Here is a 21,439-nt window from a genome sequence, read left to right as displayed (position 1 = left end):
CATGAATTTCGAACTGGTCGATCTGAAAGCGTTCATCGCCGTGGCGGAGTTGGGCAGCTTCAACCGCGCTGCCGAGCTTCTGAACCTGTCGCAGCCGGCGCTCAGCCGCCGCATCCAGAAGCTGGAGGACACGCTGGGCGTGGCACTGTTCGAACGCTCCACCCGCCATGTCGCGCTGACGATGGTGGGGCGCGACTTCATGCCCAAGGTCCGCCGCTTCCTGGATGAGTTCGAGACGTCGCTGCTGGGGATCAGCGATCTCGGCGCACGGAGCGGCGGCCAGATCACCATCGCCTCCGTTCCGACGGCGGTGTTCTATTTCCTCCCCAACGCGATCAGCCGCTTCAGCAGCGCGTTCCCGCGGATCCGCATCCGCATCCTCGATCTCGGCGCCAACGAGGGGTTGGAGGCGGTGGCGCGCGGCGAGGCCGATTTCGGCATCAACTTCATCGGCACCTCGCACCCGGACATCGAATTCACGCCGCTGGCCGAGGACCCCTTCGTCGTCGCCTGCCGGCACGATCACCCGTTGGCAACCCACACAGTGGTGAACTGGGACGAACTGGCCGCCCACCGGGTCATCACCGTGGGGCGGACCAGCGGCAACCGGGCGCTGATCGACAATGCGCTGGCGCAGCACGGCTTGAAGCTCAACTGGTCCTACGAGATCACGCACCTCGCAAGTTCGCTCGGTCTGGTGGAGGCCGGGCTGGGCGTCGCCGTGCTTCCCAAGCTCGCCACGCCGTCCTCCGGCCATCCTATCATCCTGACCCTACCCCTGGGCCATCCGAAGATCTCCCGGACGATCGGCGTCGTCCGGCGGCATGGCGCCATCCTCTCACCGATGGCGGCGCGCTTTCTCGAAGTCCTGCTCGGCTCCTGGCGGCTGTGACCGGCAGCTGTGACCGGAAGGCCGCCGTCACGCCCTGTCCTGCTGCCGCCCATCCCGCCGCAGCGAAACGACCGACGCGCCGTCGGCGGCGGACGACGGGTCCGCGACCTCCTGCAGGCCGCCGGACTGTCCGGGCAGAAGCATCTGCGGCTTCATCGTCAGGTAACGCACGCAGCTGACCCGCAGGAAGGAGGCGAGATTCTGCACGGCCCCATGGGCCTCCAGCACCTCGTCGTACAGCGACAGGATCAGCCTGTTCGTCGTCGTCCCCTGCTCCGCGGCGATGTCGGCAAGGACGTTCCAGAACAGGTTCTCCAACCGGATGCTGGTGACCATGCCATGAATGCGCACCGACCGTGACCGTGCCTCGTACAGGATCGGATCGGCGTTGACGAAGATCTGGCACATGCGCCCATCCTTCCTTGAACGCGGTTTCAACCTAGCTGCCGCTGGTTCGGACGGAGCGGCTTTTCATGCCTTTCCGGCGGATATGCGCTGAATGCCGTGCTGGCTCATTTTCCGGTACAGCGTGCTGCGCGAGATGCCGAGGACGGTCGCCGCATCCGACAGGTTCCCGCCGGTTGCAGCAATCACGTCCTTGATGGTCCTCTGTTCGGTCTCCGTCAGCGCCATTGCCGTTGGGGCCGCAGTTGGGGCCGCCCCAGGAGTCGATGCGATGGCGCCGGGCGCCACGATGGGCGGGGCCGGGGAACCCAGCAACGGCCACCCATCGGCCGCCACGCAACCGCAGGCATCGCGCAGCTCGTCCGGCAGGTCGTCGATGCCGATGCTGCCGCTGGTGGACAGCAGGACCGCCCGTTCGACCGCGTTGCGCAGCTCCCGGACATTGCCCGGCCAGTCGTAGCGTTGCAGGAGATCCAGCGCCGCCGCGGTGAAGCGGACGGGCGCCCGGCCGTGCCGCTGCGCCAGCAGGCCGTTGAAGTGGGAGATCAGGCGGGGAACATCGCCATGGCGGTCGCGCAGGGGCGGCACCCGCAGGGCGGTCACGGCGAGGCGGTGGTACAGGTCGCGGCGGAAGCGGCCGGCGGCGACCTCCTGCCGGAGATTCCGGTTGGTCATGGCGAGCAGCCGCACCGACACCCGGCGCGGCACGTTGTCGCCGATGCGGTACAGCACGCCTTCCTCCAGAACCCGTAGCAGGTAAGGCTGAAGGTCGAGCGGCAGCTCGCCGATCTCGTCGAGGCACAGCGTGCCGCCGTCCGCCAGTTCGAAACGGCCGATGCGCCCCTCCGCCGCCGCGCCGGTGAAGGCGCCGCGCACATAGCCGAACAGCTCGCTGCCCAGCATCTCGCGCGAGACGGCACCGCAGTTGAACGGCACGAAGGGACCGACGGCCGCAGCACTGTGGCCGTGGAGGGCGCGGGCGAACAGCTCCTTGCCGACGCCGGTCTCGCCCTCGATCAGGATGGGGACCGGCAGCGGCGCCAGACGCTCCCCCTGCCCGATCACCATGCGCAGGCTGTCGCTGTCGCCGACGATGTCGGCGAAGCGCGAGCGGCTGTGGTCGGACTCGTCCGGCACCGCACGCCGTCCGGCGGATGGGCGGCCCGATGCCGCAGCGGGGATGACCAGCAGCGTTCCTCGCCGTTCCCCATCCAGAATCAGCGGCCGGACCCAGTCGGCCGGAACCGGCAACCGGTCCCCCGCCCCACCTCCGGGCCCGCCCGCGATCCCAGCTATCGGCAGCCTCGTCCCCCGGTTCAGCTGCGGCAGATCCGATCCGAAACTGGCCTTCAGCAGATGCGCCGCCTTGCGGCTGGCATAAAGCAGGCGTCCGCGGGCATCGAGTGCGATCAGCCCTTCACCGGCATATTTCTGGCTGTCCTCCAGGCAGGCCTCCAGCAGCCGCACATGTTCGGCTTCGGTCTGGCGGGCAAGGTTCCATTCCACCTGCCGGGCGGCGACCACGGCCAGGGCAAGCGCCTGCCCGGTGAAACTCTGCTTCAGGCCGGAGATGTCGAGCAGGCCGACGACCGATCCGTCGACAGGGTCGTGGATCGGCGCCCCGGCGCAGCTCCATCCCTTGATGCCGGCGCAATAATGCTCCGCCGCCTGGACAAGCACCGGCTGCTTGGACGCCAATGCCGTGCCGATGCCGTTGGTCCCAGCGAAGGTCTCGCCCCACTGGCCACCGCAGGCCAGACTGATGTCGCGCGCCACGCTCAAGGTGGCACGGTCGCCGGCCGCCTCCAGCACCACGCCGTTGGCATCGGTGATCAGCATCACCGTGCGGGTGCCGGACAGCAGGTCCGCCGCCTCCGCCAGGGTCGTGGCCGCCGCCTGGAGCAGGTCGCGGTTGTCGCGGCGCAGCGCCTCGATATGATCGCGGCCAATCACCGGGGCGGCATCCGCCCGCGCGTCGACCAGGAAGCTTTGACATCGCGCCCAGGATCGGATGACCACGTCGCGCACCGGCAGATTGTCCCGGCGCGAGCCGGAAACGAAATCCTCCCATGCCTTCATCGTCACCGTTTCGCCATCCACCAGAGCGTGGAGCGCCGGTGCCGGCGAAGCGACGGCCAGACGGCCGGCGCCAGCCTGTTCGTTGGCCAACATTGTCCCTCCCTGCTTCCCGGCGTCTTCTGTGGAGTGTTTCCGATGCGCCGATTGTCTCTGGACAAGGGATGCGGAGGCTCAACCCGGATAAGCTCCGCATCAAGGATTGTTTGTATAAGAAACCATAAGCCGAACCGAAGCGGGAGCGGTAGTAGCGGATTACTCTATGGCTTTTTTCCTGCCTTTCTCTCCGAAGGGGGAGGTGGGGTGTTACGGCCGGGAGAGGATCAGGTCCGCCCGTACCGTTCCATTCCGCCGCCGCGGGCCGGGCCGGCGGTGGGATCGACGTCGTCGGGGATGTCGGCGATCAGGGTGTGGGTGGTCAGCACCAGCTTGGCGACCGACACCGCGTTCAGCAATGCCAGCGTGGTGACCTTGACCGGATCGATGATGCCGGCGGCGAACAGGTCGCCGAACCGGCCGCTGCGGGCGTCGAAGCCGGACCCGTCGGGAAGTTCGGCGGTCCGGGCGGCGACGCCGGCCCCGTCCAGCCCGCCATTCTCCGCGATGCAGATCAAAGGTTGCAGCATCGCCCGCCGCACCAGCCGCACCCCGGCCCTCTCACCCTCCCCCACATCCTCGGCCAGCCGGTCGAGCAGCGGGGCGACGCGGGCCAGCGCGGTGCCGCCGCCGGGCACCACCCCCTCCGCCAGCGCGGCGCGGGCTGCGGCCAGCGAATCCTCCAGAAGCTGGGCGGTGCGCTTCTGCTCCACCGGGGTGGCGCCGCCGACCTCGATCAGGGCGGTGCCGTGCGTCAGCTTCGCCAGCCGCTGGGACAGCTTGTCCCGCTCGATGTTGGGCGGCGCCTCCTCCCACTGGCGCTGCACCAGGGCACGGCGGGCCGCCAGCGCGTCCGGATTGCCATGGCCGCGCAGGATGGTGGTCCGGCCGGCGGACACCTCGATGCGGTCGGCGCCCCCCAGATCCTCCGCCGCCACACTGTCGAGGCGTCCGCCCAGGTCGCGGGCGATCACCCGCCCGCCGGTAAGGATCGCGATGTCCTCCATCGTCGCCTGACGCCAGTGGCCGAATTCAGGCGGATTGATCGCCACCAGCGTGGCGCGCCCGTCGCGGCGCAGCGCCATCAGCGCCGCCACCACCTCCGGCGCCACGCTGTCGGCCATGATCAGCAGCGGGCGGTGCCCGGCGGCGATGCGGTCGACCAGACGCAGGATCGGTTCCGGATCGATGATCTTGTGGTCGGTCATCAGGATGTAGGGCCGGTCCAGCACCGCGCTCTGGCCGGTCGCTTCGGTCGCCATGTGGTGGGACAGGAAACCGCGGTCCAGCACCATGCCCTCCAGCACATGCAGCGCCGTCGGCGCGCCCGGCTGGCCGTATTCGATGTCGATCACCCCCTCCACCCCGACCCGGCGCAGCGCGTCCGCCACCAGCCGGCCAAGCGCCGGATCGGTCGCCGCGACGGTCGCCACCTGCTCCAGTTGGGCATGGCTTTCCAACGGCCGGGCGATGTGGCGGAGCCGGTCGACGACGAAGCCGCAGGCGCGCTCCATCCCCTCCACCAGTTCGACCGAGCCATGACCGTCCGCCAGCACCGTGACACCGTCCTGGATCAGCGCGTCGGCCAGAACGGTGGCTGTGGTGGTGCCGTCGCCGGCGACGTCGTTGGTCTGTTTCGACACCTCGCGCACCACCTGGGCGCCCATATTCTCGAAGCGGCAGGGCAGTTCGATCTCGGCGGCGATGCTGACGCCGTCGCGGGAGATCATCGGCGTGCCGATGGGGCGGTCGATGATCGCGTTGGTCCCCTTCGGCCCCAGCGTGCCGCGCACCGCCAGCGCCAGCTTGCCCACCCCACGGGCAAGCGCGGCCCGCGCCTCGGCACGGTGCAGCATCATCTTCGGCATGGCGACTTTCCCTCCTATTTTTGATTTTGCGGATTTGATAAACAAGTGCCCTCTCCCGCCCCGGGAGAGGGAGGGGCCCCACGAAGTGGGGAGGGTGAGGGGCAATGTGGACATGGATCTTGATCCTTGCCTCACCCCTCACCCTTCCCATGCTCCGCATGGGCCCCTTCCCTCTCCCGGGACGGGAGAGGGAGGTCTCACTCGTACGCCAGCGCATCGTCCATGTTACCGAAGAGGACGACGGTGTCCTCGTCGATCATGACCATGCGGCCATAGTGGGTGGAGGTGGAAATCTCGAAGATGTGCGGAGTCATCTCGCGGCCCAGCGCTTCACCGATCTCGCTCATCTTGAACTCGATCTTGCCTTCGCCGTCGATGCGGATCATCGCCGGCAGGTAGGTGACGGTGATGCCGGGCTTGCTCTCCATCACCTCGGCGATGCAGCGCGCCTCGACGCTGTCGTTCATCGTCACGCCGCACTGGTGCGAGATGGTGCCGTCCTGGGTGATGTCCTTCAGCGGCTTGAAAAGCTGCTGCACGGTGGTGACGCTCATGGTCTTGTCCTCTTGTGGCGGAAGCCGGCGGAGATGCGGGAAAGATCACTCGGCCGCAGCGTCGGTGACTGTGGCCGTAACAGCAGCCGGAGTTGCGGCCTGCCCGACCTCGACCGGCGGCAGGGCCGGCAGGTCGGCGTCGATGCCGATCTCCCGCCCGATGGCGGCGACGCGCCCGCGCGCGCGCTCGAACGCTTCGACGAAGTTGGCCGCCTTGACCCGCGGCAGCGACCACAGCGGCTGAAGCTGCAAGGCCGCCTTCACCGCCAGCCCGCCATGATGGGTGAACCAGCTTTGCAGCATGGTCCGATTGTCCTCGCCATGCGCCGGATCGCGCAGCAGCAGGGCGAACAGCTCCACCGCGTTGGCAAGGTTCCGTTCATAGTCGGCTTCCGCTGCCGAGATGACCGACGGGGTGGAGAAATCGTTCTGCGCCGCGGCCACCTGCATGACGAAGCCGCTGCGGAACAGTTCGCCGACCAGCGGTTCGAAGACGAGGTTGACGGCGAAGTACTGCTCCAGGAAGTCGGTGGCGGCGCGGATATGCTCCACCGCCTCGCGGCAGGGCTGCCAGATCGGGTCGTCCAGCCAGTGCGCCTTGCCGGCATCCAGATCGAAGCCGCCGATATCGCTGCCGACCTCGGCCAGATAGAGCGTCAGATCCTGGGCGAAGCGCAGCTTGTAGGAGGCATTGGTCAGGATGGCGTTGTTGACCATCTGGGTATAGCCGTAGCGCTGCGCCCGCATCAGCGCGGTGCCCAGCCCATACTCGGCATGCTTGAAGGCGCCGACATGGTTCTGGAGCACGGCGACCCAGGCCTTGTCGAAGCGCTGGGGCGCCCCGGCCCGGCGCGCGTTCTCCACCACGTTCTGGATCATGCCGACGATGGTCGACTGGCGCTGGTAATGGGTGCGTTCCCATTCCTGATCGGGCGCGCGGAAGCCGTGCCATTCCGTGCATTTCAGCGCGGTCCAGTCCTTGGAATATGTCGGCGTGCCGTCGCCGAAGGAGATGATCCAGTTCTGGAGCAGGTAGCGCTCCGGATCGGGCTGGACGTCGACGGTCACGTCCTCGTAATGGGTCGCCTTGCGGCCCTTCGGCTCGAAGTAATTGTAGCGGCGGCTGTCGGAGCCCGGAAAGACCTTGGCCCCGGCGGCAGCGGATGCGGTTTCCTGCATGGTCATCGTCGTTCCTCCCGTGTTTGCATAAGCCCGCCTCAGCGGCCCGTCTCAGCGGGTCGCGGGGGTGAATTTGTCGAAATAGACGCGCGCGGAATCGACGCCGGCCATTTGCAGGACCGGCAGCACCGCGTCGATCATCGGCGGCGGCCCGCAGGAGAAGATTTCGGCCTCCTCCACCTCATCCATCCCGGACAGGTGCCGGCGCAGAACCTCGTGGATGAAGCCGGTCTCGCCGGTCCAGCCGTCGCCCTCCTCGGCATGCGACAGGGCGGGGATGAAGGCGAAGTCCGGCAGACGGCGGGCGAACTCCTCGAACTGGTCGAGGTGGAACAGGTCCCGGCGGCTGCGGGCGCCATAGAAGAAACGCACCGGCCGCGTCTCGCCGCTGGCGGCCTGATCGCGCAGGATCGACAGCAACGGCGCCATGCCCGACCCGCCGCCGACCAGGATCATCGGCCCCTCCCGCCCCTCGCGGCGGAAGCAGGTGCCATAGGGGCCGCGGACGCTCACCCGGTCGCCGACCGACAGGCCGCCGTCCAGCTGGCGGGAGAAGGCGCCGTCCGGGTATTTCTTGATGATGAACTCCAACCGGCTGCCGTCCGCCGGCGGGTTGCCCATCGAGAAGGAGCGGGTCAGGCCGATGCCTGGCAGGGTGATGTCGGCATACTGCCCGGCCCAGAACTTCATCGGCTGGTCGAGGTCCAGCGCGATGGCGACGATGTCGTGGGTCAGCGGTTCCACCGCCGCCAGCCGCGCGTTGAAGTCCTTCACCGGGATGGAGCGGGACAGCAGATCCTCGTCGTAATTCAGCAGTTCCACCGCCACGTCGCTGTAGGCCAGCGAGCGGCAGAGCAGGATGTGGTTGCTGTCGCGCTCCGGATCGGAGAGCGCGAAGGTGGAGTATTTCAGCATCTCCACGTCGCCGTCGATCAGCAGGCATTTGCAGGCGGAGCATTGCCCCTCCTTGCAGCCATGCATCAGCGAGACGCCCTGGCGGAAGGCGGCGTCGAGGATGGTTTCCCCTTCCGCCACCTCCATTTCGATGCCGACCGGCTCCAGCCGGACGGTGTGGACGGCCGGGCTGTTCTGTAGCGCTTGTGCGGTCATGGTCTGTCGATCTCCGCGGTGATGTCCGCCTGTAAAGTCCGCAGGGTATCCCGTTCCCCCTCTCCAGCCGGAAAGGGGGGCGGACCCGAGTGAAGGGGCGGGAGATCAGACCCGGCGGATCTTGAAGCCCTTGCGGTACTCCTCGACATGCGCCTGACGCTGTTGCGGCGTCATTTCGCGGAGCGCCAGCAGCGGGCTGCGGATGGTGTGGCCGCGCACATGGTCCAGCGTCCACATGTCCTTCTCCTCGAAGGACAGATGCGGCTGGGCGACCAGCGTCTTACCGTCGGGACGGACGAAGCCCATGTCCTGGATGGCGTCGGCGAGATCCCAGCCGTCATAGACCTCCTCCCACTGGCGCCGGCCGGAGAAGCGGCCCATCGCCGGGGTCGGGCGGCCCTGGTATTCGGCGGCGAACGCCTCCTTGTGGGTCCAGCGGTCGACCTCGGAGGCGTAGGTGAACAGCTCGCCGTCCACCTCGTCGATCTGGAAATCCTCGCGGATGACGCAGGGCACCAGGCTCGACCAGCAGCGGTGCGGATAGACGTAGCCGGTGTCGGCGAAGGTGATCGGCACGCTGCCGGGCTTGCTGAGCTTGGCGTAATTCTCCCACCAGACGCCGAACTCGTCGTACCAGCCCGGATACTTGCTTTCGAACCACTCGAAGTCGCGCTCGGTCATCGCCTCGATGCGCCAGAAATTGGCCCACCAGCCGGCGGAGAAGAACTGGGCGATCTTGTGGACGTAGTTCTTCTTGACGATGCTGTCGAATGCCTCGTGGACGTCGTCATGGTGGATCTTGATGCCGTACTTCTCCAGCGGCAGCAGGTAGGTGCGGTAGTAATCCTCGAAGATCCAGCGGTGCCAAAGCTCGGCGTAGGATTCCTTGTTCTTGTCGCGGTGCTTGGTGCCGTATTCGATGATCGTGCCGATGGCAGCGTCGACGATCATGTGGTTCTGCCAGAAGGAATAGCGGATGTCGCGTTCCAGCAGCAGGTGGTTGTCCGGCTCCTTCAGCACCGACATCAGCATGGAATGGCCGTTGCCGATGTGGCGGGATTCGTCGCTCTGCACCGACAGGAAGACGGTCGGCAGGGCATAGTCGCCGTTGCGCGCCGCCTCAGACGGCATGGCGACGAACAGGGTGTTGGTGAAGGCGGTCTCGGCCACGACCTGGAGGTAGATGTTCGACGCGGTGATGGCGTCGCCGGTCAGGAAGGCCTCACCGAACTGCCGGCCGATGGTGGTGGCGTAGCATTTGCCGAACGCCTTCTCGGTGATGTCGAACCCGGCCGGGTCGATGTAGTTCTCCATGTACCATTTCTTGAGGTTCATCTGGATCGTCGAGTGCCGGAACTCGTCGATCATCTGCATGGTGAAGCCGGTGCGCAGATCGTCGCCCGGCGCCAGCTGGCCCAGCGTCGCCATCGACCGCGCCGCCGAGATTTCCGGGAAGGGGATGATCGCCAGGAACAGCTTCATCCACTCGATCCAGCGCGGCTCGACATTGCGGAACATATCGCCGCGCAGCGCGGCGTCCAGCGCACCGTAGACGCGGTTGTCCTTCTCCTCCTGCATCGGGAAGTAGGAGCGCAGCACCTGCTTCATCGGATCGCGCGGCGCCTTGGAGATCTTGTAGTCGGTCGGGAAGCTCATCGCCTCCTTGACGTAGGACGGCGTCCAGCCGAGATCGGCGACGCGGCGGGCCGCCTCGGTGATGCCGATGCCTTTCTGGCTGGTGATCTTGTTCAGCGTCAATCCATCCGGCATGTCGTCTCTCCCCATGATTTTGATGATGTTGATCCAGGCCTGAAGGATCGCGTCGGCCGCTTACGCCGGATGACGGGACACCGGCAGGTTTCAAGGGCGGGATCATCGGCCGGACCGGGGCCGCACAGCAGCGCGGCGAAGATGGTCCGCAGCTTCAGGCTTTTTGCGGCCGCCGAAGCGGGGCGGCTGCAACGCCCACCCCACAAAGCAATCGACGTGCCAGAGTGCCGGAGACAGCCGGACAAGCGATTTTAAAGAATGTTCGCCTAGCACACTGTCTCATCATGGGACGATCTGTCGCACCATGGGTGTCCCATAATGAAACAGTTGGGACAGCGATCTCCCGCAACGCCTCACAAAACCCGCCTTTCCCCTTAAGAAGAGCGGTTTCACGTCGCATGGCACGCCCCTTGCTCCATCCACATCGACGGTGCCGCACCGGCTGATCCGAAGTCGCGGCGCCCAAAGGTTTCGGCCAAGAATTCGGGAGGATTTTCAAACGATGAGGCATGCGATGCACGCGAGGATGTCGCCGCACCGCTGGGTGATGTTGCTGCTCCTTCTGTCCATACCCTTCTCCCCCTTCACGAAAAAATCCGCGGCGGCGGACGGCGAGACGCTGTTCCGCCAGCAATGCGGAACCTGCCATTCGGTGAAGAAGGACGACGGGCCGCGCGCCGGGCCGCCGCTGTACGGCGTCATCGGCCGCAAGGCCGGCACGGCCGACGGCTTCGACTATTCGGATGCGCTGCGCGGTGCCGGCTTCACCTGGGACGCCGGGCATCTGGAGCACTGGCTGGCCAACTCCAACCAGTTCATTCCCGGCAGCTACATGAACTACCACCAGGACGACGACGCCATCCGCAAGAGCATCGTCCAGTTCCTGGAAGCCAACGCCAAACAGTAACGCCGGCCCTCACCGACATCGCAGGAGGCATCATGGCCAAGATCATCCACATGATGGTGCGCGTCCTCGACGAACAGCGGTCGCTGGACTTCTACGCCAAGGCCTTCGGGCTGGAACCGGCCGAGCGGCTGGGCTTCGACGGCTTCACGCTGATCTACCTGCGCAACGCCGAAAACGACATGGAACTGGAGCTGACCGTCAACCATGACCGGACGGCGCCCTACACCCATGGCGATGGCTACGGCCACATGGCGGTGGCGGTGGACGATCTGGACGGCGAGCACGCCCGGCTGTCGGCCCTGGGCTTCCCGGTGGCGCCGGTGAAGGAGTTCGCTCCCGGCGGCACGCTGCTGGCCCGCTTCTTCTTCGTCACCGATCCGGACGGCTACAAGACCGAGGTCCTGCAACGCCACGGCCGCTACCGGTAAGTCCAAACCTCGACCCAACAATAACCGAACCATGGGAAGGAGACGTCGATCATGCGCGTTCTCGACAAACGGACACGGTTCAACCGGCGGAATTTTCTGAAGACCTCCGCCGCGTCGGTTGCGGCGGCCGGTGCGGTTTCCGGCGGGATGGTGTCGATCACGGCGATGCCGGCCTGGGCCGAAGGGCTGACCGCCATCAAGCCCGATGCGGCCAAGACCCTGCTGGCGATGGTGCGCGACCTCTATCCGCATGACCGGCTGGGCGATGCCTATTACGAGAAGGCGCTGGCCTCGATGGACCAGGAAGCGGCGAAGGACGCCACCCTGGCGGGCCAGCTCAACGAGGGTGCGAAGGCACTCGACGACGCCGCGCGCAAGCTGCGCAACGCTCCCTACGCCACGATCAAGGCGGAGGCGGACCGCGTCGCGGTGCTGAAATCCATCGAGACCACGCCCTTCTTCCGCAAGGTCCGCGGCGACATGGTGGTCGCCCTCTACAACCAGCCGGAGGTGTGGGCGAAGCTCGGCTACGAAGGGGCGTCGGCCGAATATGGCGGCTACATCCACCGCGGCTTCGACGATCTGGACTGGATCAAGGACGCCTGACGGCGCTGTCCGTCTGCCGCACTGAACGCCCGAAAAAATGGGGAGGACCGAGACATGGTTGCGAAATTCGCGATGGATGACGACAACGTCGTGGTGGTGATCGGATCGGGGGCCGGCGGCGGCACCCTGGCGAACGAGCTGGCCCAGAAGGGCGTCAAGGTCGTCTGCCTGGAGGCCGGCGGGCGTCACGAGATCCAGGATTTCGTGAACGACGAGTGGAAAAGCTTCTCGCAGATCTCCTGGCTGGACAAGCGCACCACCTCGGGCAGTTGGCGGGTGGCGAAGGACTTCCCCAACCTGCCGGCCTGGATCGTCAAGGCGGTCGGCGGCTCCACCGTCCATTGGGCTGGTGCCTCGCTCCGCTTCCAGGAGCACGAGTTCAAGACACGCACGACCTACGGCGCGGTGGAGGGTGCCAACCTGCTCGACTGGCCGGTGACGCTGGCGGAGATGGAGCCTTATTACGACAAGGCCGAGTTCAAGATGGGGACGACCGGCACCAACGGCATCCCGCGCCTGCCCGGCAACAACAATTACAAGGTGCTGGCGGCCGGCGCCAAAAAGCTGGGCTACAGCGAGTTCCATACCGGCAACATGTCGATCAACAGCAAGCCGCGCGATGGCCGCGGCGCCTGCCAGCAGATCGGCTTCTGTTTCCAGGGCTGTAAGTCGGGGGCGAAATGGTCGACCCTCTACACCGAGATCCCCAAGGGCGAGGCCACCGGCAATCTGGAGGTCCGGCCAAACTCCCAGGTCCTGAAGATCGAGCATGACGCGAAGGGCAAGGTCAACGCCGTGCTCTATGCAGACGCCACCGGCGCCATGCACCGCCAGAAGGCCCGCATCGTCGCGGTCGCCGGCAACTCGATCGAAAGCCCGCGCCTGCTGCTGAACTCGGCATCGACCATGTTCCCGGACGGGCTGGCGAACTCGTCCGGTCAGGTCGGGCGCAACTACATGCGGCACATGACCGGGTCGGTCTATGGCGTGTTCGACCGGCCGGTGCACATGTACCGCGGCACCACCATGGCCGGGATCATCCGCGACGAATCCCGCTTCGACCCGCAGCGCGGCTTCGTCGGCGGCTACGAGATGGAAACGCTGTCGCTCGGCGTGCCCTTCATGGCGGCCTTCCTCGACCCCGGCGCCTGGGGCCGCGACTTCAGCTCGGCGCTGGATGCCTACGACCATATCGCCGGCATGTGGCTGGTCGGCGAGGACATGCCGCGCGAGACCAACCGCATCACCCTGCACGCGACGGAGAAGGACAAGTTCGGCCTGCCGATTCCCAACGTCAATTTCGACGACCACCCCAACGACATCGCCATGCGCACCCACGCCTATGGCCGCGGGTCGGCCGTTTATGACGCGGTGGGCGCGGTCAGGACCATCCACACCCCGCCCTACCCGTCCACCCACAATCTCGGCACCAACCGGATGAGCGCCAACGCCCGCGACGGCGTCGTCAACAAATGGGGACAGGCGCATGACGTGAAGAACCTGTTCGTGTCGGACGGCAGCCAGTTCACCAGCGGTGCCTCGGAGAATCCGACCCTGACCATCGTCGCGCTGGCGATCCGGCAGGCCGACTACATCGCCGACCAGATGAGCAAGCGGGAAATCTGACGATCCGCACAAGAACCGCAAGTCCCTGGGCTCAGCGCGCCGGGGACTTGCGGTCCTTCCCCTGTCAGCGCGCCGGGCTGAAGGCCGGTCCGGTAAGTTCCGGCCCCTTCGCAGCGTCGGCGATGGTGATGGCGGCCGGTCCCTGCACCCCCAGCGTGACCGTCACCGGCTTGCCGTTGTTGTAGTTCTTCCACATCTGGTAGAGCGCCAGCGCCGCGAACATCTTGGTGTCGCGGCTGGTGTTGTACAGCCATTCCTGGGTCGGAATGACCCTCAGCATGCCATTGGCGCCCTGCTCCACCTTGTCGGCGAAGCGGTAGCCGAGCTGCTCGCCCATGCTGGCGACCAGACCGTCGAAGCCCGGCGAAAGCTTGCCGAATCCGGCCGGCGCCGGAGCGCTATCGCCGCTGCCCAGCGTGCTGGTGCTCTGGCGCTTGACGAGGTCGGAGAACAGCCAGCCCTCCTCCCCGGTGCGCAGCACGCGGACACCCATCCAGCTGCCCTCCCGCCGCAGTTCGACCACGTCCTCGCCACGCATGATCGTGGAGCGGACCGCCGCATCGTCGGACGGACCGGCACGCAGATTGACCTTCTCGCCCGTCACCGCATGGATGTCGCCCGACGCCGCCAGCGCCGGGACCGACGCCGTTCCCGCCAACCCAAGCACTGCAACCAGGACCATGATCGTCGACCGTGACATGACAGTTCCTCCCGTTGGGGTGCCCGGCGCACCGTTTCGCGAACAACGCATGGCGACCGCCGGATGATCCGCCGAACCGGAAGTCCACATTTCCGCTTGACCTGAAGTTAGCTTGAGGTTTTAGGCTGCCTGCATTGGATCTGGCATACCAGACCCGCCGATGACACTCGCAGGCAGGACGATGAGCAGTACGCAGCCTGAAACGCCGCAGCCCTCAGCCAAGGCACCATGGACGTTGCGCGTGCACCGCCTGGACCGGATAGCACCGCAGATCCGGCTGGTCGAACTGCGCGATCCGGAGGGGCGGGGACTGCCGCCGGCCGAGCCCGGCGCCCATATCGACCTTCATCTGCCGGACGGGGCGATACGATCCTATTCGCTGTGCGGCGATCCGGCGGACCGCCACGCCTACCGCATCGCGGTCCTGAACGTACCGGGCGGGCGGGGATCGGGCTTCGTCCATGGCGAACTGGCGCTTGGCGCCGACCTGATCATCTCCCCGCCGCGCAACAATTTCCGCTTCGACGCCGCCGCACGCTACCTGTTCATCGCCGGCGGCATCGGCATCACGCCGCTGTTGCCGATGATCCGCAGGGCGGCGGAGCGGGGCGCCGACTGGGTATTGCAGTATTGCGTACGCAACGCCGCGACGGCCCCTTTCCTCGACGATCTCCGCGCCCTGCCCCATGGCCGTGTCGACCTGCATGCCGCCGACGACGGCCGACGGCTGGCGGTCGACGAATTGCTGGCGTCCACCCCTGTCGATGTCCCGGTCTATTGCTGCGGTCCGCAGCGGCTGATGGAAGCGGTGGCCGCCGCCGCCCGGCCGGGCCAGGATGTCCGTTTCGAATGGTTCACCCCGCGTCCGGAGCCGGGACGCCGGGACGCCGCAGACGACAGCTTCGAGGTGGTCTGTGCGCGCTCAGCCGTCACCGTCACGGTTCCGGCGGGAACCAGCATTCTGGACGCGCTCTACGCCGCAGGGGTCGAAGTCGACTCGTCCTGCGAACAGGGCATCTGCGGCACCTGCGAGACGACGGTGCTGGAGGGCGAACCCGACCACCGCGACAGCGTCCTGTCCGACGCGGAGCGCGCTGCCGGCAAGACGATGATGCTGTGCGTCTCGCGGGCGCGCAGCGCAAGATTGGTCTTGGATGTCTGACACTTCATCACGAAACGATCATTGGGAGGAATAGATGACCGAGGAAGACCTGCGCCAACTTGGGGTGGCGCTTTTGAACAGCCCGGCCGAGGCCATCGTCTATTCCGACCGGGAAGGTCTCATCCGGTTCTGGAATGGGGGGGCGGAGCGCGTGTTCGGCTTCACCGCCGAAGAGGCTCTGGGCCAGTCGCTGGACATCATCATCCCCGAACGGCAGCGTCAGCGCCATTGGGAAGGCTATGACGAGGTGATGAAGACGGGGGTGAGCCGCTATGGCAGCGGCGACCTGCTGTCGGTTCCGGCATTGCGCAAGGACGGCAGCCGCATCTCGGTGGAGTTCACCATCGTGCCCCTGAAAGACGCGGACGGAGCCATGCTCGGGATGGCCTCGGTCATGCGCGACGTGTCCGCCCGCTTCGAAGAGCTGAAGACCCTGCGCCGTCAGGCGGCCGGACGTTGAAGCCTTCGTCCTCCGCCTCCCGTTACCCGCCGGCCAGACGGGCGCGCAATTCGCGCTTCACCACCTTGCCATAGTTGTTCTTCGGCAGATCCTCGACGAACAGGTAACGCTTGGGCCGCTTGAATCGGGCGATGTTGGCGTTGCAATGCTCGTCGAGGCCGCCGGGAGAGATTTCGCGCCCCGGTTCGGCGACGATGAAAGCGACGACGATCTCGCCCCATTCCGGATCGGGCTGCCCGGTGACACAGACTTCGGCGACGTCGGGGTGGCGCAGCAGCACCTCCTCCACCTCGCGCGGATAGATATTGCTGCCGCCGCTGATGACGACGTCCTTCGACCGGTCTCTCAGCGTCAGATAGCCTCGCCCGTCGAAGGACCCCATGTCGCCGGTGAACAGCCAGCCGTCGCGCAGGGCTTCGGCTGTCGCCTTGGCATTGTTCCAGTATCCGGCCATCACCACGTCGCCGCGGCAGACGATCTCCCCCACCTCGCCGGGGGGCAGCGGCCGGCCGCCGGCATCCACCACCACCACCTCGACGCCGCTGCGGGCGAAACCGACCGAACCCAGCACCGCATCGTCGTCGGTTGCATGATCGCGACGCCGCAGCGACGCGATGGTCATCGGCGCCTCGCCCTGGCCGTAGATCTGGGCGAAGACCGGCCCAAAAACCGCCAGCGAGCGGCGCAGTTCCTCCACATACATCGGGCCGCCGCCATAGACGATGGAACGCAGATTGGCCGGTCGCCGGCCGCCGCGTTCCGCCTCCAGCCGCAGCCTCTGCACCATCGTCGGGGCCAGGAAGGCGCCGCAGCCGGGGTGACGGTCGCAGAGATCGAGGAATTCCGCCGGCTCGAAGGCGGAGGAGGCCGGGACCACCTGCCGGGCGCCGCGGGCGACATAGGCCGCCATGTAAAGGCCTGAGCCGTGCGACATCGGTGCCGCGTGCAACAGGCTGCAATCCTCGTCCACCGCCTCGACATCGGCCAGATGGGCGACGGTCATGGCCAGCAGATTGCGGTGCGACAGCATCGCCCCCTTCGACCGACCGGTGGTGCCGCTGGTGTAGAACAGCCAGCCCAGCGCCTGCGGATCGGGATCGATCGGCCCGGCCCATTCGTTCCCCGCCGTCAGCGCCGCATAGTCGGCCCCGCCGATGACGATCCGGCGGCAGGACGCCGCAGACGACCCGTTCAGCGCTTCTTCCAGCCCGGCGGCCAGTTTGGGCGAGACGAAGACGATGGACGCTCCGGAATCCTCCAGGATCTGCACCAGCTCGCGCGGATGCAGCTTGGCGTTCACCGGTGTTGCCGCCATGCCGGCAGCCCAGATGGCGAAGAACAGTTCGACATATTCGGGCACATTCTCCGTCGCGATGGCAATGCGGTCGCCCGGCTGTCCCGACGCGCGCAGGCCAGCGGCGATCCGCAGCGCGCGGGAGCGAAGTTCGGCAAAGCTGTGAAGCTGCTCGGTGCCGCGGAACACCGCTCCGCGGCCGGGGAAACGGGCCGCTGCCTGATCGAGAAGGGAGAAGAGATTCACCGGCGCTGTTCCTTCCTGCCACCGCTCATCCGCCAGGCGCCACCGCGGTCCTTCGACCGGCCAGGGCCCGGATGCGTTCTTTAACCTGTTCGTCCAGCGGATTGTAGACCAGAAGACCGAGATCGGGGCGTCCATCGACGGCGAAGGCCGAATATTCCATCTCGACGCTGCCGAGGTCCGGGTGCTGGAGCCGCTTGACCCCCTCGCTCGGCGCATACACGTCGTTCTCGCTCCAGAAACGGGCGAAATCGGCGCTCGTCCGACACAGTTCGTCGACGAGATCGGCGATCTCCTTCACCGCTCCGGCCCGCGCCGCATCGACGCGGAAGGCGCCGACCAGATGCCGCGCCATGCCCTCCCAGTCCTTCTGCTTGGCCCGGATCGCCGGATTGCCGAACACCAGCCGCAGGATGTTCCGCTGGTCGGGCGGAAGCGTGCCGTAATCGGTCAGCACCACGGCGGCGGCGCGATTCCAGGCCAGCACGTCCCAGGTCGCGGTCTTGATGAAGGCCGGACAGGCGTCGAAGGACTCCAGCAGCCGTTGCAGACGCGGGCTGACGCCTTGCGCCGGCCTGTAGCGCATCTCCGGCGGACGGCCGAGCGCCAGGATGAACAGATGCTCCCGTTCAAGATCGGTCAGCATCAGGCTGCCGGCGATCCGGTCCAGCACGTCGGCCGACGGCGCCCCGCCCCGCCCCTGCTCCAGCCATGTGTACCAGGTCGGGCTGATGTTGGCGCGCTGCGCCACCTCCTCCCGTCGCAGGCCCGGCGTGCGGCGGCGCCCCGAGAATCCGAAGGCCGCCGGGTCGAGCCGCGTCCGGCGGTCGCGCAGGAAGGCGGCGAGCGTGCCGGCCGAACCGGTCTGTCTGGTGTCAGTTTGCATTGGCCGATCCTGGTAGGCGCTATACTAGGAAAACGTCACTACTTTAACAGGATACCATGGCGGGACAGAGTGGGGGCGACGGAATTGGAAAGGTGAATGTCCCATGCGTATTTTCCTCACCGGCGCCACCGGCTTCATCGGTCGGGCCGTGCTGTCCGAACTGCTCCAGGCCGGCCATCGGGTCATCGGCATGACCCGCTCCGGGGACGGCGCCCGCAAGCTGGAGTCCGCCGGTGCCGAGCCGCATCTCGGCACGCTGGAGGATTTGGCGAGCATCCGCAGCGGTGCCGAAAAGGCCGACGCCGTGATCCACACCGCCTTCGACCATGACTTCTCGCGCTTCATCGAGAATTGCGCAAAGGACAGCCGGGTGATCGGTGCCTTGGGCGCGGCGCTGAAGGGCTCGAACCGGCCGCTGCTGATCACGTCCGGGGTCGGCATAGGGGGTGCCGGCCATGGCCGGCTTGCCCGCGAAGATGTCTTCGACGACGGTCACCCCAACCCGCGCATCGCGTCGGAACGGGCCGGCAACGAGCTGTTGGACGCCGGCGTCACCGTCGCGGTGATGCGGCTGCCACAGGTCCACGACACGGAGAAGCAGGGGCTGATCACCCCGCTGATCGAAATCTTCCGCGCGAAGGGTGTCGCCGCCTACATCGGCGAGGGCCAGAACCGCTGGTCCGCCGGCCATCTGGGCGATGTCGCCCGCCTCTACCGTCTGGCCATCGAGAAGGCGAAGGCCGGCGCCCGCTACCATGCGGTCGGGGAAGAGGGCGTCGCAACCCGCGAAATCGTCGAGACTTTGGCGCGCGGCCTGAAAATTCCGGCGGTCTCCATCCCGCAGGACAAGGCGGCCGAGCATTTCGGCTGGATGGCGATGTTCGCGGGCATCGACATGGCGGCGTCCAGCGCCCTCACCCAGTCGACGCTCGGCTGGCGTCCGGAAGGTCCCGGCCTCATCGCCGACCTGGAGGCGATGCGCTATATCTGAAGACTATTCGGCGCCCTTCAGATAAGCGCGTGGCGACGAGCCGAGCACGCGCTTGAACATCGCGGTGAAGGCGGCGGGATTGTCATAGCCGAGGTCGATGGCGACCGCGGTGACGGCTTCGCCCGCCACCAGCCGCGGCAGCGCGGCGGCAAGGCAGGCCTGCTGGCGCCATTCCAGGAAGCTCAGCCCGGTCTCGCGCCGGAACAGCCGTGTGAAGGCCCGCCGGCTGACGCCCAGCTCGTCGCACCACTGCTCGATGGTCTCATGCACCGCCGGCTGCCGGAGAAAGCGCCGGCAACGCTCGGCCAACGCCTGACTGGTCGGGAACGGGACGGTCAGCGGCTGGGCCGGCAGATGCAGCATCTCGTAGCGGATCAGCGCCATCACCGCGCCGTCGTGGCTGTCCGGATCATAGTCGGCCGGCACATCGACAGCACGGGCGATCAGGCTGCGGATGAAGGGGGACAGCCCGACGACCTGACAGCGGTCCGGCATTCCGCCGGCCAAGTCCGGGTCCAGATAGAGGCTTTGGGTGGTCACCGCCCCGAGCATGCGCACCTCATGCATGACGCCGGGCGGAATCCACAGGCCGAAATCGGGTGGCACCACCCAGCGGCCCTGCGGCGTCGACATGATCAGCACCCCGGTGATGCCGGAGATCAGCTGCCCCCGCCGGTGCCAGTGCAGCGGCAGGCTGCCGCCGTCCGGATAGTCGTGGGTGGTGGCGAGCAACGGCCGCTCGACGGCATCGATTTCATCGACACGGACATTCCTGACCATGGCCCAAACTCGTAGAAAACTGGCCTGACCGCGGTGGCGGGCCTTCTCAGGCGACCGTAGGCTTACGGTGCAGTCAACGCAACAGTGCCGGGCCAACCGGGCCGCCGATACGCGGTCCGGACGCCCCAAGGCAGAGAGAAGAGGGCATGCCCCCGTGACCGACACCACCATGAGCCGGCCCAGCGCCGGCTCGACGGCCTTTTCCATCCTGGCCGCGATCAGCGCCTGCCACCTGCTCAACGACATGATCCAGTCGCTGCTGCCGGCGGTCTATCCGATCCTGAAGGACGAGTTCGGCCTCAGCTTCGCCCAGCTCGGCCTGCTGACCTTCGTCTATCAGCTGACGGCGTCGCTTCTTCAGCCGCTGGTCGGGCTCTTCACCGACCGCAAGCCGATGCCCTACTCGCTGGTCTTCGGCATGGGGTCCACCCTGCTCGGTCTTCTCACCCTGGCCTGGGCGCCCGGGTTCCCGGCCCTGCTGGCCGGCGGGATGCTGCTGGGCTTCGGCTCGTCCATCTTCCATCCGGAAGCGTCGCGCATCGCCCGCCAAGCATCCGGCGGCGCCCATGGGCTTGCCCAGTCGCTGTTCCAGGTCGGCGGCAATCTCGGCTCCGCGCTCGGCCCGTTGCTGGCGGCCTTCATCATCCTGCCCCGCGGCCAGGGCAGCCTCAGCTGGTTCGCCTTCGCCGCGCTGGCCGGCATGGTGGTGATGGTGCGGCTGGGAAGCTGGCAGCGCCGGAACGCCAAGCCACGCAAGGCCGGCGGCCCCGCCGCGGCGCGCCATGCCGATCTGCCATCCGGTCAGGTCGCCCGCGCCGTCGCCATCCTGATCGCGCTGATCGTGTCGAAATACGTCTATCTCGCCAGCATCACCAGCTATTACATCTTCTACCTGATCGACCGCTTCGGCCTGTCCACCGGCGACGCGCAGCTCTGCCTGTTCGTCTTCCTGGCTGCCGTCGCAGCCGGTACGGTGATCGGCGGCCCGGTGGGCGACCGCATCGGCCGCAAGACGGTGATCTGGGTCTCGATCCTCGGCATCCTGCCCTTCACCCTGGCCCTGCCCTATGTCGGGCTGACGACGACGGTGATCCTCAGTGCCGTGATCGGGCTGGCCCTGGCTTCGGCCTTCCCGGCCATCGTGGTCTATGCGCAGGAACTGCTGCCCGGCCGGGTCGGCATGGTGTCGGGTCTGTTCTTCGGACTGGCCTTCGGCGTCGCCGGCATCGGCGCGGCCGGGCTGGGCGTCGTGGCGGACTGGAAGGGCATCGGCTTCGTCTATACCGCCTGCTCCTTCCTGCCGCTGCTGGGCCTGCTGACAATCTTCCTGCCGAATGTGGAGCGCCGGTAAACGGTACCGCGACGCGGCAGAGGGACGAGGGGAGCGCAGGCTCCCCTTTGTCCAT

Annotated in this window: 20 protein-coding genes; 9 read left to right on the top strand and 11 right to left on the bottom strand. The window is 66.9% G+C overall.

Features of this window, described 5'->3' with window-relative positions:
- Position 1: 1 nt before the first annotated feature.
- Positions 2 to 892 carry a LysR family transcriptional regulator gene (locus tag CRT60_RS20630; protein ID WP_098738393.1) on the top strand — a complete coding sequence of 297 codons (891 nt, stop codon included), beginning with the start codon at positions 2 to 4 and terminating at the stop codon, positions 890 to 892.
- A gap of 27 nt (positions 893 to 919) precedes the next feature.
- Here CRT60_RS20630 and CRT60_RS20625 read toward each other — a convergent pair whose 3' ends face one another.
- The 7 genes from CRT60_RS20625 to CRT60_RS20595 form a co-directional block, all read right to left on the bottom strand.
- Positions 920 to 1,300, bottom strand: a complete 381-nt coding sequence (locus tag CRT60_RS20625; RefSeq protein ID WP_098738392.1) for a ribbon-helix-helix domain-containing protein — start codon at positions 1,298 to 1,300, stop codon at positions 920 to 922.
- Between the two features lie 63 nt (positions 1,301 to 1,363).
- Positions 1,364 to 3,469, bottom strand: a complete 2,106-nt coding sequence (locus CRT60_RS20620; protein ID WP_098738391.1) for a sigma-54-dependent Fis family transcriptional regulator — start codon at positions 3,467 to 3,469, stop codon at positions 1,364 to 1,366.
- Positions 3,470 to 3,696: 227 nt separating this feature from the next.
- Complete coding sequence (gene groEL, locus CRT60_RS20615) at positions 3,697 to 5,337, bottom strand: molecular chaperone GroEL (RefSeq protein WP_098738390.1); 1,641 nt, start codon at positions 5,335 to 5,337, stop codon at positions 3,697 to 3,699.
- Between the two features lie 197 nt (positions 5,338 to 5,534).
- Complete coding sequence (locus CRT60_RS20610; protein WP_085086548.1) at positions 5,535 to 5,891, bottom strand: MmoB/DmpM family protein; 357 nt, start codon at positions 5,889 to 5,891, stop codon at positions 5,535 to 5,537.
- Positions 5,892 to 5,936: 45 nt separating this feature from the next.
- The gene (locus tag CRT60_RS20605; RefSeq protein WP_098738389.1) at positions 5,937 to 7,076 is read right to left on the bottom strand and encodes an aromatic/alkene monooxygenase hydroxylase subunit beta; all 1,140 of its coding nucleotides are present in this window, start codon (positions 7,074 to 7,076) and stop codon (positions 5,937 to 5,939) included.
- Between the two features lie 45 nt (positions 7,077 to 7,121).
- Positions 7,122 to 8,180 (bottom strand): NADH:ubiquinone reductase (Na(+)-transporting) subunit F, encoded by a 1,059-nt coding sequence (locus CRT60_RS20600; RefSeq protein ID WP_098738388.1) that lies wholly within the window; start codon positions 8,178 to 8,180, stop codon positions 7,122 to 7,124.
- 105 nt (positions 8,181 to 8,285) lie between these two features.
- Positions 8,286 to 9,950, bottom strand: coding sequence for an aromatic/alkene/methane monooxygenase hydroxylase/oxygenase subunit alpha (locus tag CRT60_RS20595; protein ID WP_098738387.1), 1,665 nt, complete (start codon positions 9,948 to 9,950; stop codon positions 8,286 to 8,288).
- A gap of 514 nt (positions 9,951 to 10,464) precedes the next feature.
- Between CRT60_RS20595 and CRT60_RS20590 the strand changes: the two genes are divergently transcribed.
- Genes CRT60_RS20590 through CRT60_RS20575 form a run of 4 tightly spaced genes read left to right on the top strand, consistent with a single transcriptional unit; the run spans position 10,465 to position 13,517 of the window.
- Complete coding sequence (locus CRT60_RS20590; protein ID WP_098738765.1) at positions 10,465 to 10,857, top strand: c-type cytochrome; 393 nt, start codon at positions 10,465 to 10,467, stop codon at positions 10,855 to 10,857.
- Positions 10,858 to 10,889: 32 nt separating this feature from the next.
- Positions 10,890 to 11,285, top strand: a complete 396-nt coding sequence (locus tag CRT60_RS20585) for a VOC family protein (RefSeq protein ID WP_098738386.1) — start codon at positions 10,890 to 10,892, stop codon at positions 11,283 to 11,285.
- Between the two features lie 51 nt (positions 11,286 to 11,336).
- Entirely contained in the window at positions 11,337 to 11,891 is a 555-nt protein-coding gene (locus tag CRT60_RS20580; RefSeq protein ID WP_098738385.1) for a twin-arginine translocation signal domain-containing protein, read from the top strand.
- Positions 11,892 to 11,945: 54 nt separating this feature from the next.
- Positions 11,946 to 13,517, top strand: coding sequence for a GMC family oxidoreductase (locus tag CRT60_RS20575; protein ID WP_098738384.1), 1,572 nt, complete (start codon positions 11,946 to 11,948; stop codon positions 13,515 to 13,517).
- 64 nt (positions 13,518 to 13,581) lie between these two features.
- Here CRT60_RS20575 and CRT60_RS20570 read toward each other — a convergent pair whose 3' ends face one another.
- Entirely contained in the window at positions 13,582 to 14,217 is a 636-nt protein-coding gene (locus tag CRT60_RS20570; protein ID WP_098738383.1) for an SH3 domain-containing protein, read from the bottom strand.
- Positions 14,218 to 14,458: 241 nt separating this feature from the next.
- Between CRT60_RS20570 and CRT60_RS20565 the strand changes: the two genes are divergently transcribed.
- Together CRT60_RS20565 and CRT60_RS20560 are read left to right on the top strand one after the other, a co-directional pair.
- Complete coding sequence (locus CRT60_RS20565) at positions 14,459 to 15,379, top strand: PDR/VanB family oxidoreductase (protein WP_244592655.1); 921 nt, start codon at positions 14,459 to 14,461, stop codon at positions 15,377 to 15,379.
- Between the two features lie 34 nt (positions 15,380 to 15,413).
- The gene (locus CRT60_RS20560; RefSeq protein WP_098738381.1) at positions 15,414 to 15,839 is read left to right on the top strand and encodes a PAS domain-containing protein; all 426 of its coding nucleotides are present in this window, start codon (positions 15,414 to 15,416) and stop codon (positions 15,837 to 15,839) included.
- A gap of 22 nt (positions 15,840 to 15,861) precedes the next feature.
- On the opposite strand, the gene CRT60_RS20555 is transcribed toward CRT60_RS20560, so the two are convergent.
- Both CRT60_RS20555 and CRT60_RS20550 read right to left on the bottom strand, forming a co-directional pair.
- Entirely contained in the window at positions 15,862 to 17,379 is a 1,518-nt protein-coding gene (locus tag CRT60_RS20555; RefSeq protein ID WP_098738380.1) for an AMP-binding protein, read from the bottom strand.
- A 25-nt stretch (positions 17,380 to 17,404) separates the two neighbouring features.
- Complete coding sequence (locus tag CRT60_RS20550; RefSeq protein ID WP_098738379.1) at positions 17,405 to 18,262, bottom strand: helix-turn-helix transcriptional regulator; 858 nt, start codon at positions 18,260 to 18,262, stop codon at positions 17,405 to 17,407.
- 103 nt (positions 18,263 to 18,365) lie between these two features.
- Here CRT60_RS20550 and CRT60_RS20545 point away from each other — a divergent pair, with 103 nt between their 5' ends.
- Positions 18,366 to 19,253, top strand: coding sequence for an SDR family oxidoreductase (locus tag CRT60_RS20545; RefSeq protein ID WP_098738378.1), 888 nt, complete (start codon positions 18,366 to 18,368; stop codon positions 19,251 to 19,253).
- Positions 19,254 to 19,256: 3 nt separating this feature from the next.
- On the opposite strand, the gene CRT60_RS20540 is transcribed toward CRT60_RS20545, so the two are convergent.
- Complete coding sequence (locus CRT60_RS20540; RefSeq protein ID WP_098738377.1) at positions 19,257 to 20,033, bottom strand: AraC family transcriptional regulator; 777 nt, start codon at positions 20,031 to 20,033, stop codon at positions 19,257 to 19,259.
- 154 nt (positions 20,034 to 20,187) lie between these two features.
- Here CRT60_RS20540 and CRT60_RS20535 point away from each other — a divergent pair, with 154 nt between their 5' ends.
- Positions 20,188 to 21,384, top strand: coding sequence for an MFS transporter (locus CRT60_RS20535; protein WP_280177232.1), 1,197 nt, complete (start codon positions 20,188 to 20,190; stop codon positions 21,382 to 21,384).
- Positions 21,385 to 21,439 lie beyond the last annotated feature (55 nt).

Origin of the sequence: Azospirillum palustre (assembly GCF_002573965.1) — a bacterium.
GTDB lineage: Bacteria > Pseudomonadota > Alphaproteobacteria > Azospirillales > Azospirillaceae > Azospirillum > Azospirillum palustre.
The sequence above is the reverse complement of the archived record's forward strand: the minus strand, read 5'-3'. Positions and strand labels throughout refer to the sequence as shown.

Excerpts from the sequence above, each read along its gene's own strand:
- CRT60_RS20580 (WP_098738385.1), top strand. The coding sequence starts at position 11,337 with ATGCGCGTTCTCGACAAACGGACACGGTTCAACCGGCGGAATTTTCTG.
- CRT60_RS20605 (WP_098738389.1), bottom strand. The coding sequence starts at position 7,076 with ATGACCATGCAGGAAACCGCATCCGCTGCCGCCGGGGCCAAGGTCTTT.
- CRT60_RS20590 (WP_098738765.1), top strand. The coding sequence starts at position 10,465 with ATGCACGCGAGGATGTCGCCGCACCGCTGGGTGATGTTGCTGCTCCTT.
- CRT60_RS20600 (WP_098738388.1), bottom strand. The coding sequence starts at position 8,180 with ATGACCGCACAAGCGCTACAGAACAGCCCGGCCGTCCACACCGTCCGG.
- CRT60_RS20585 (WP_098738386.1), top strand. The coding sequence starts at position 10,890 with ATGGCCAAGATCATCCACATGATGGTGCGCGTCCTCGACGAACAGCGG.
- CRT60_RS20595 (WP_098738387.1), bottom strand. The coding sequence starts at position 9,950 with ATGCCGGATGGATTGACGCTGAACAAGATCACCAGCCAGAAAGGCATC.
- CRT60_RS20550 (WP_098738379.1), bottom strand. The coding sequence starts at position 18,262 with ATGCAAACTGACACCAGACAGACCGGTTCGGCCGGCACGCTCGCCGCC.
- CRT60_RS20620 (WP_098738391.1), bottom strand. The coding sequence starts at position 3,469 with ATGTTGGCCAACGAACAGGCTGGCGCCGGCCGTCTGGCCGTCGCTTCG.
- CRT60_RS20625 (WP_098738392.1), bottom strand. The coding sequence starts at position 1,300 with ATGTGCCAGATCTTCGTCAACGCCGATCCGATCCTGTACGAGGCACGG.
- CRT60_RS20545 (WP_098738378.1), top strand. The coding sequence starts at position 18,366 with ATGCGTATTTTCCTCACCGGCGCCACCGGCTTCATCGGTCGGGCCGTG.
- CRT60_RS20540 (WP_098738377.1), bottom strand. The coding sequence starts at position 20,033 with ATGGTCAGGAATGTCCGTGTCGATGAAATCGATGCCGTCGAGCGGCCG.
- groEL (WP_098738390.1), bottom strand. The coding sequence starts at position 5,337 with ATGCCGAAGATGATGCTGCACCGTGCCGAGGCGCGGGCCGCGCTTGCC.
- CRT60_RS20570 (WP_098738383.1), bottom strand. The coding sequence starts at position 14,217 with ATGTCACGGTCGACGATCATGGTCCTGGTTGCAGTGCTTGGGTTGGCG.
- CRT60_RS20610 (WP_085086548.1), bottom strand. The coding sequence starts at position 5,891 with ATGAGCGTCACCACCGTGCAGCAGCTTTTCAAGCCGCTGAAGGACATC.
- CRT60_RS20630 (WP_098738393.1), top strand. The coding sequence starts at position 2 with ATGAATTTCGAACTGGTCGATCTGAAAGCGTTCATCGCCGTGGCGGAG.
- CRT60_RS20575 (WP_098738384.1), top strand. The coding sequence starts at position 11,946 with ATGGTTGCGAAATTCGCGATGGATGACGACAACGTCGTGGTGGTGATC.
- CRT60_RS20560 (WP_098738381.1), top strand. The coding sequence starts at position 15,414 with ATGACCGAGGAAGACCTGCGCCAACTTGGGGTGGCGCTTTTGAACAGC.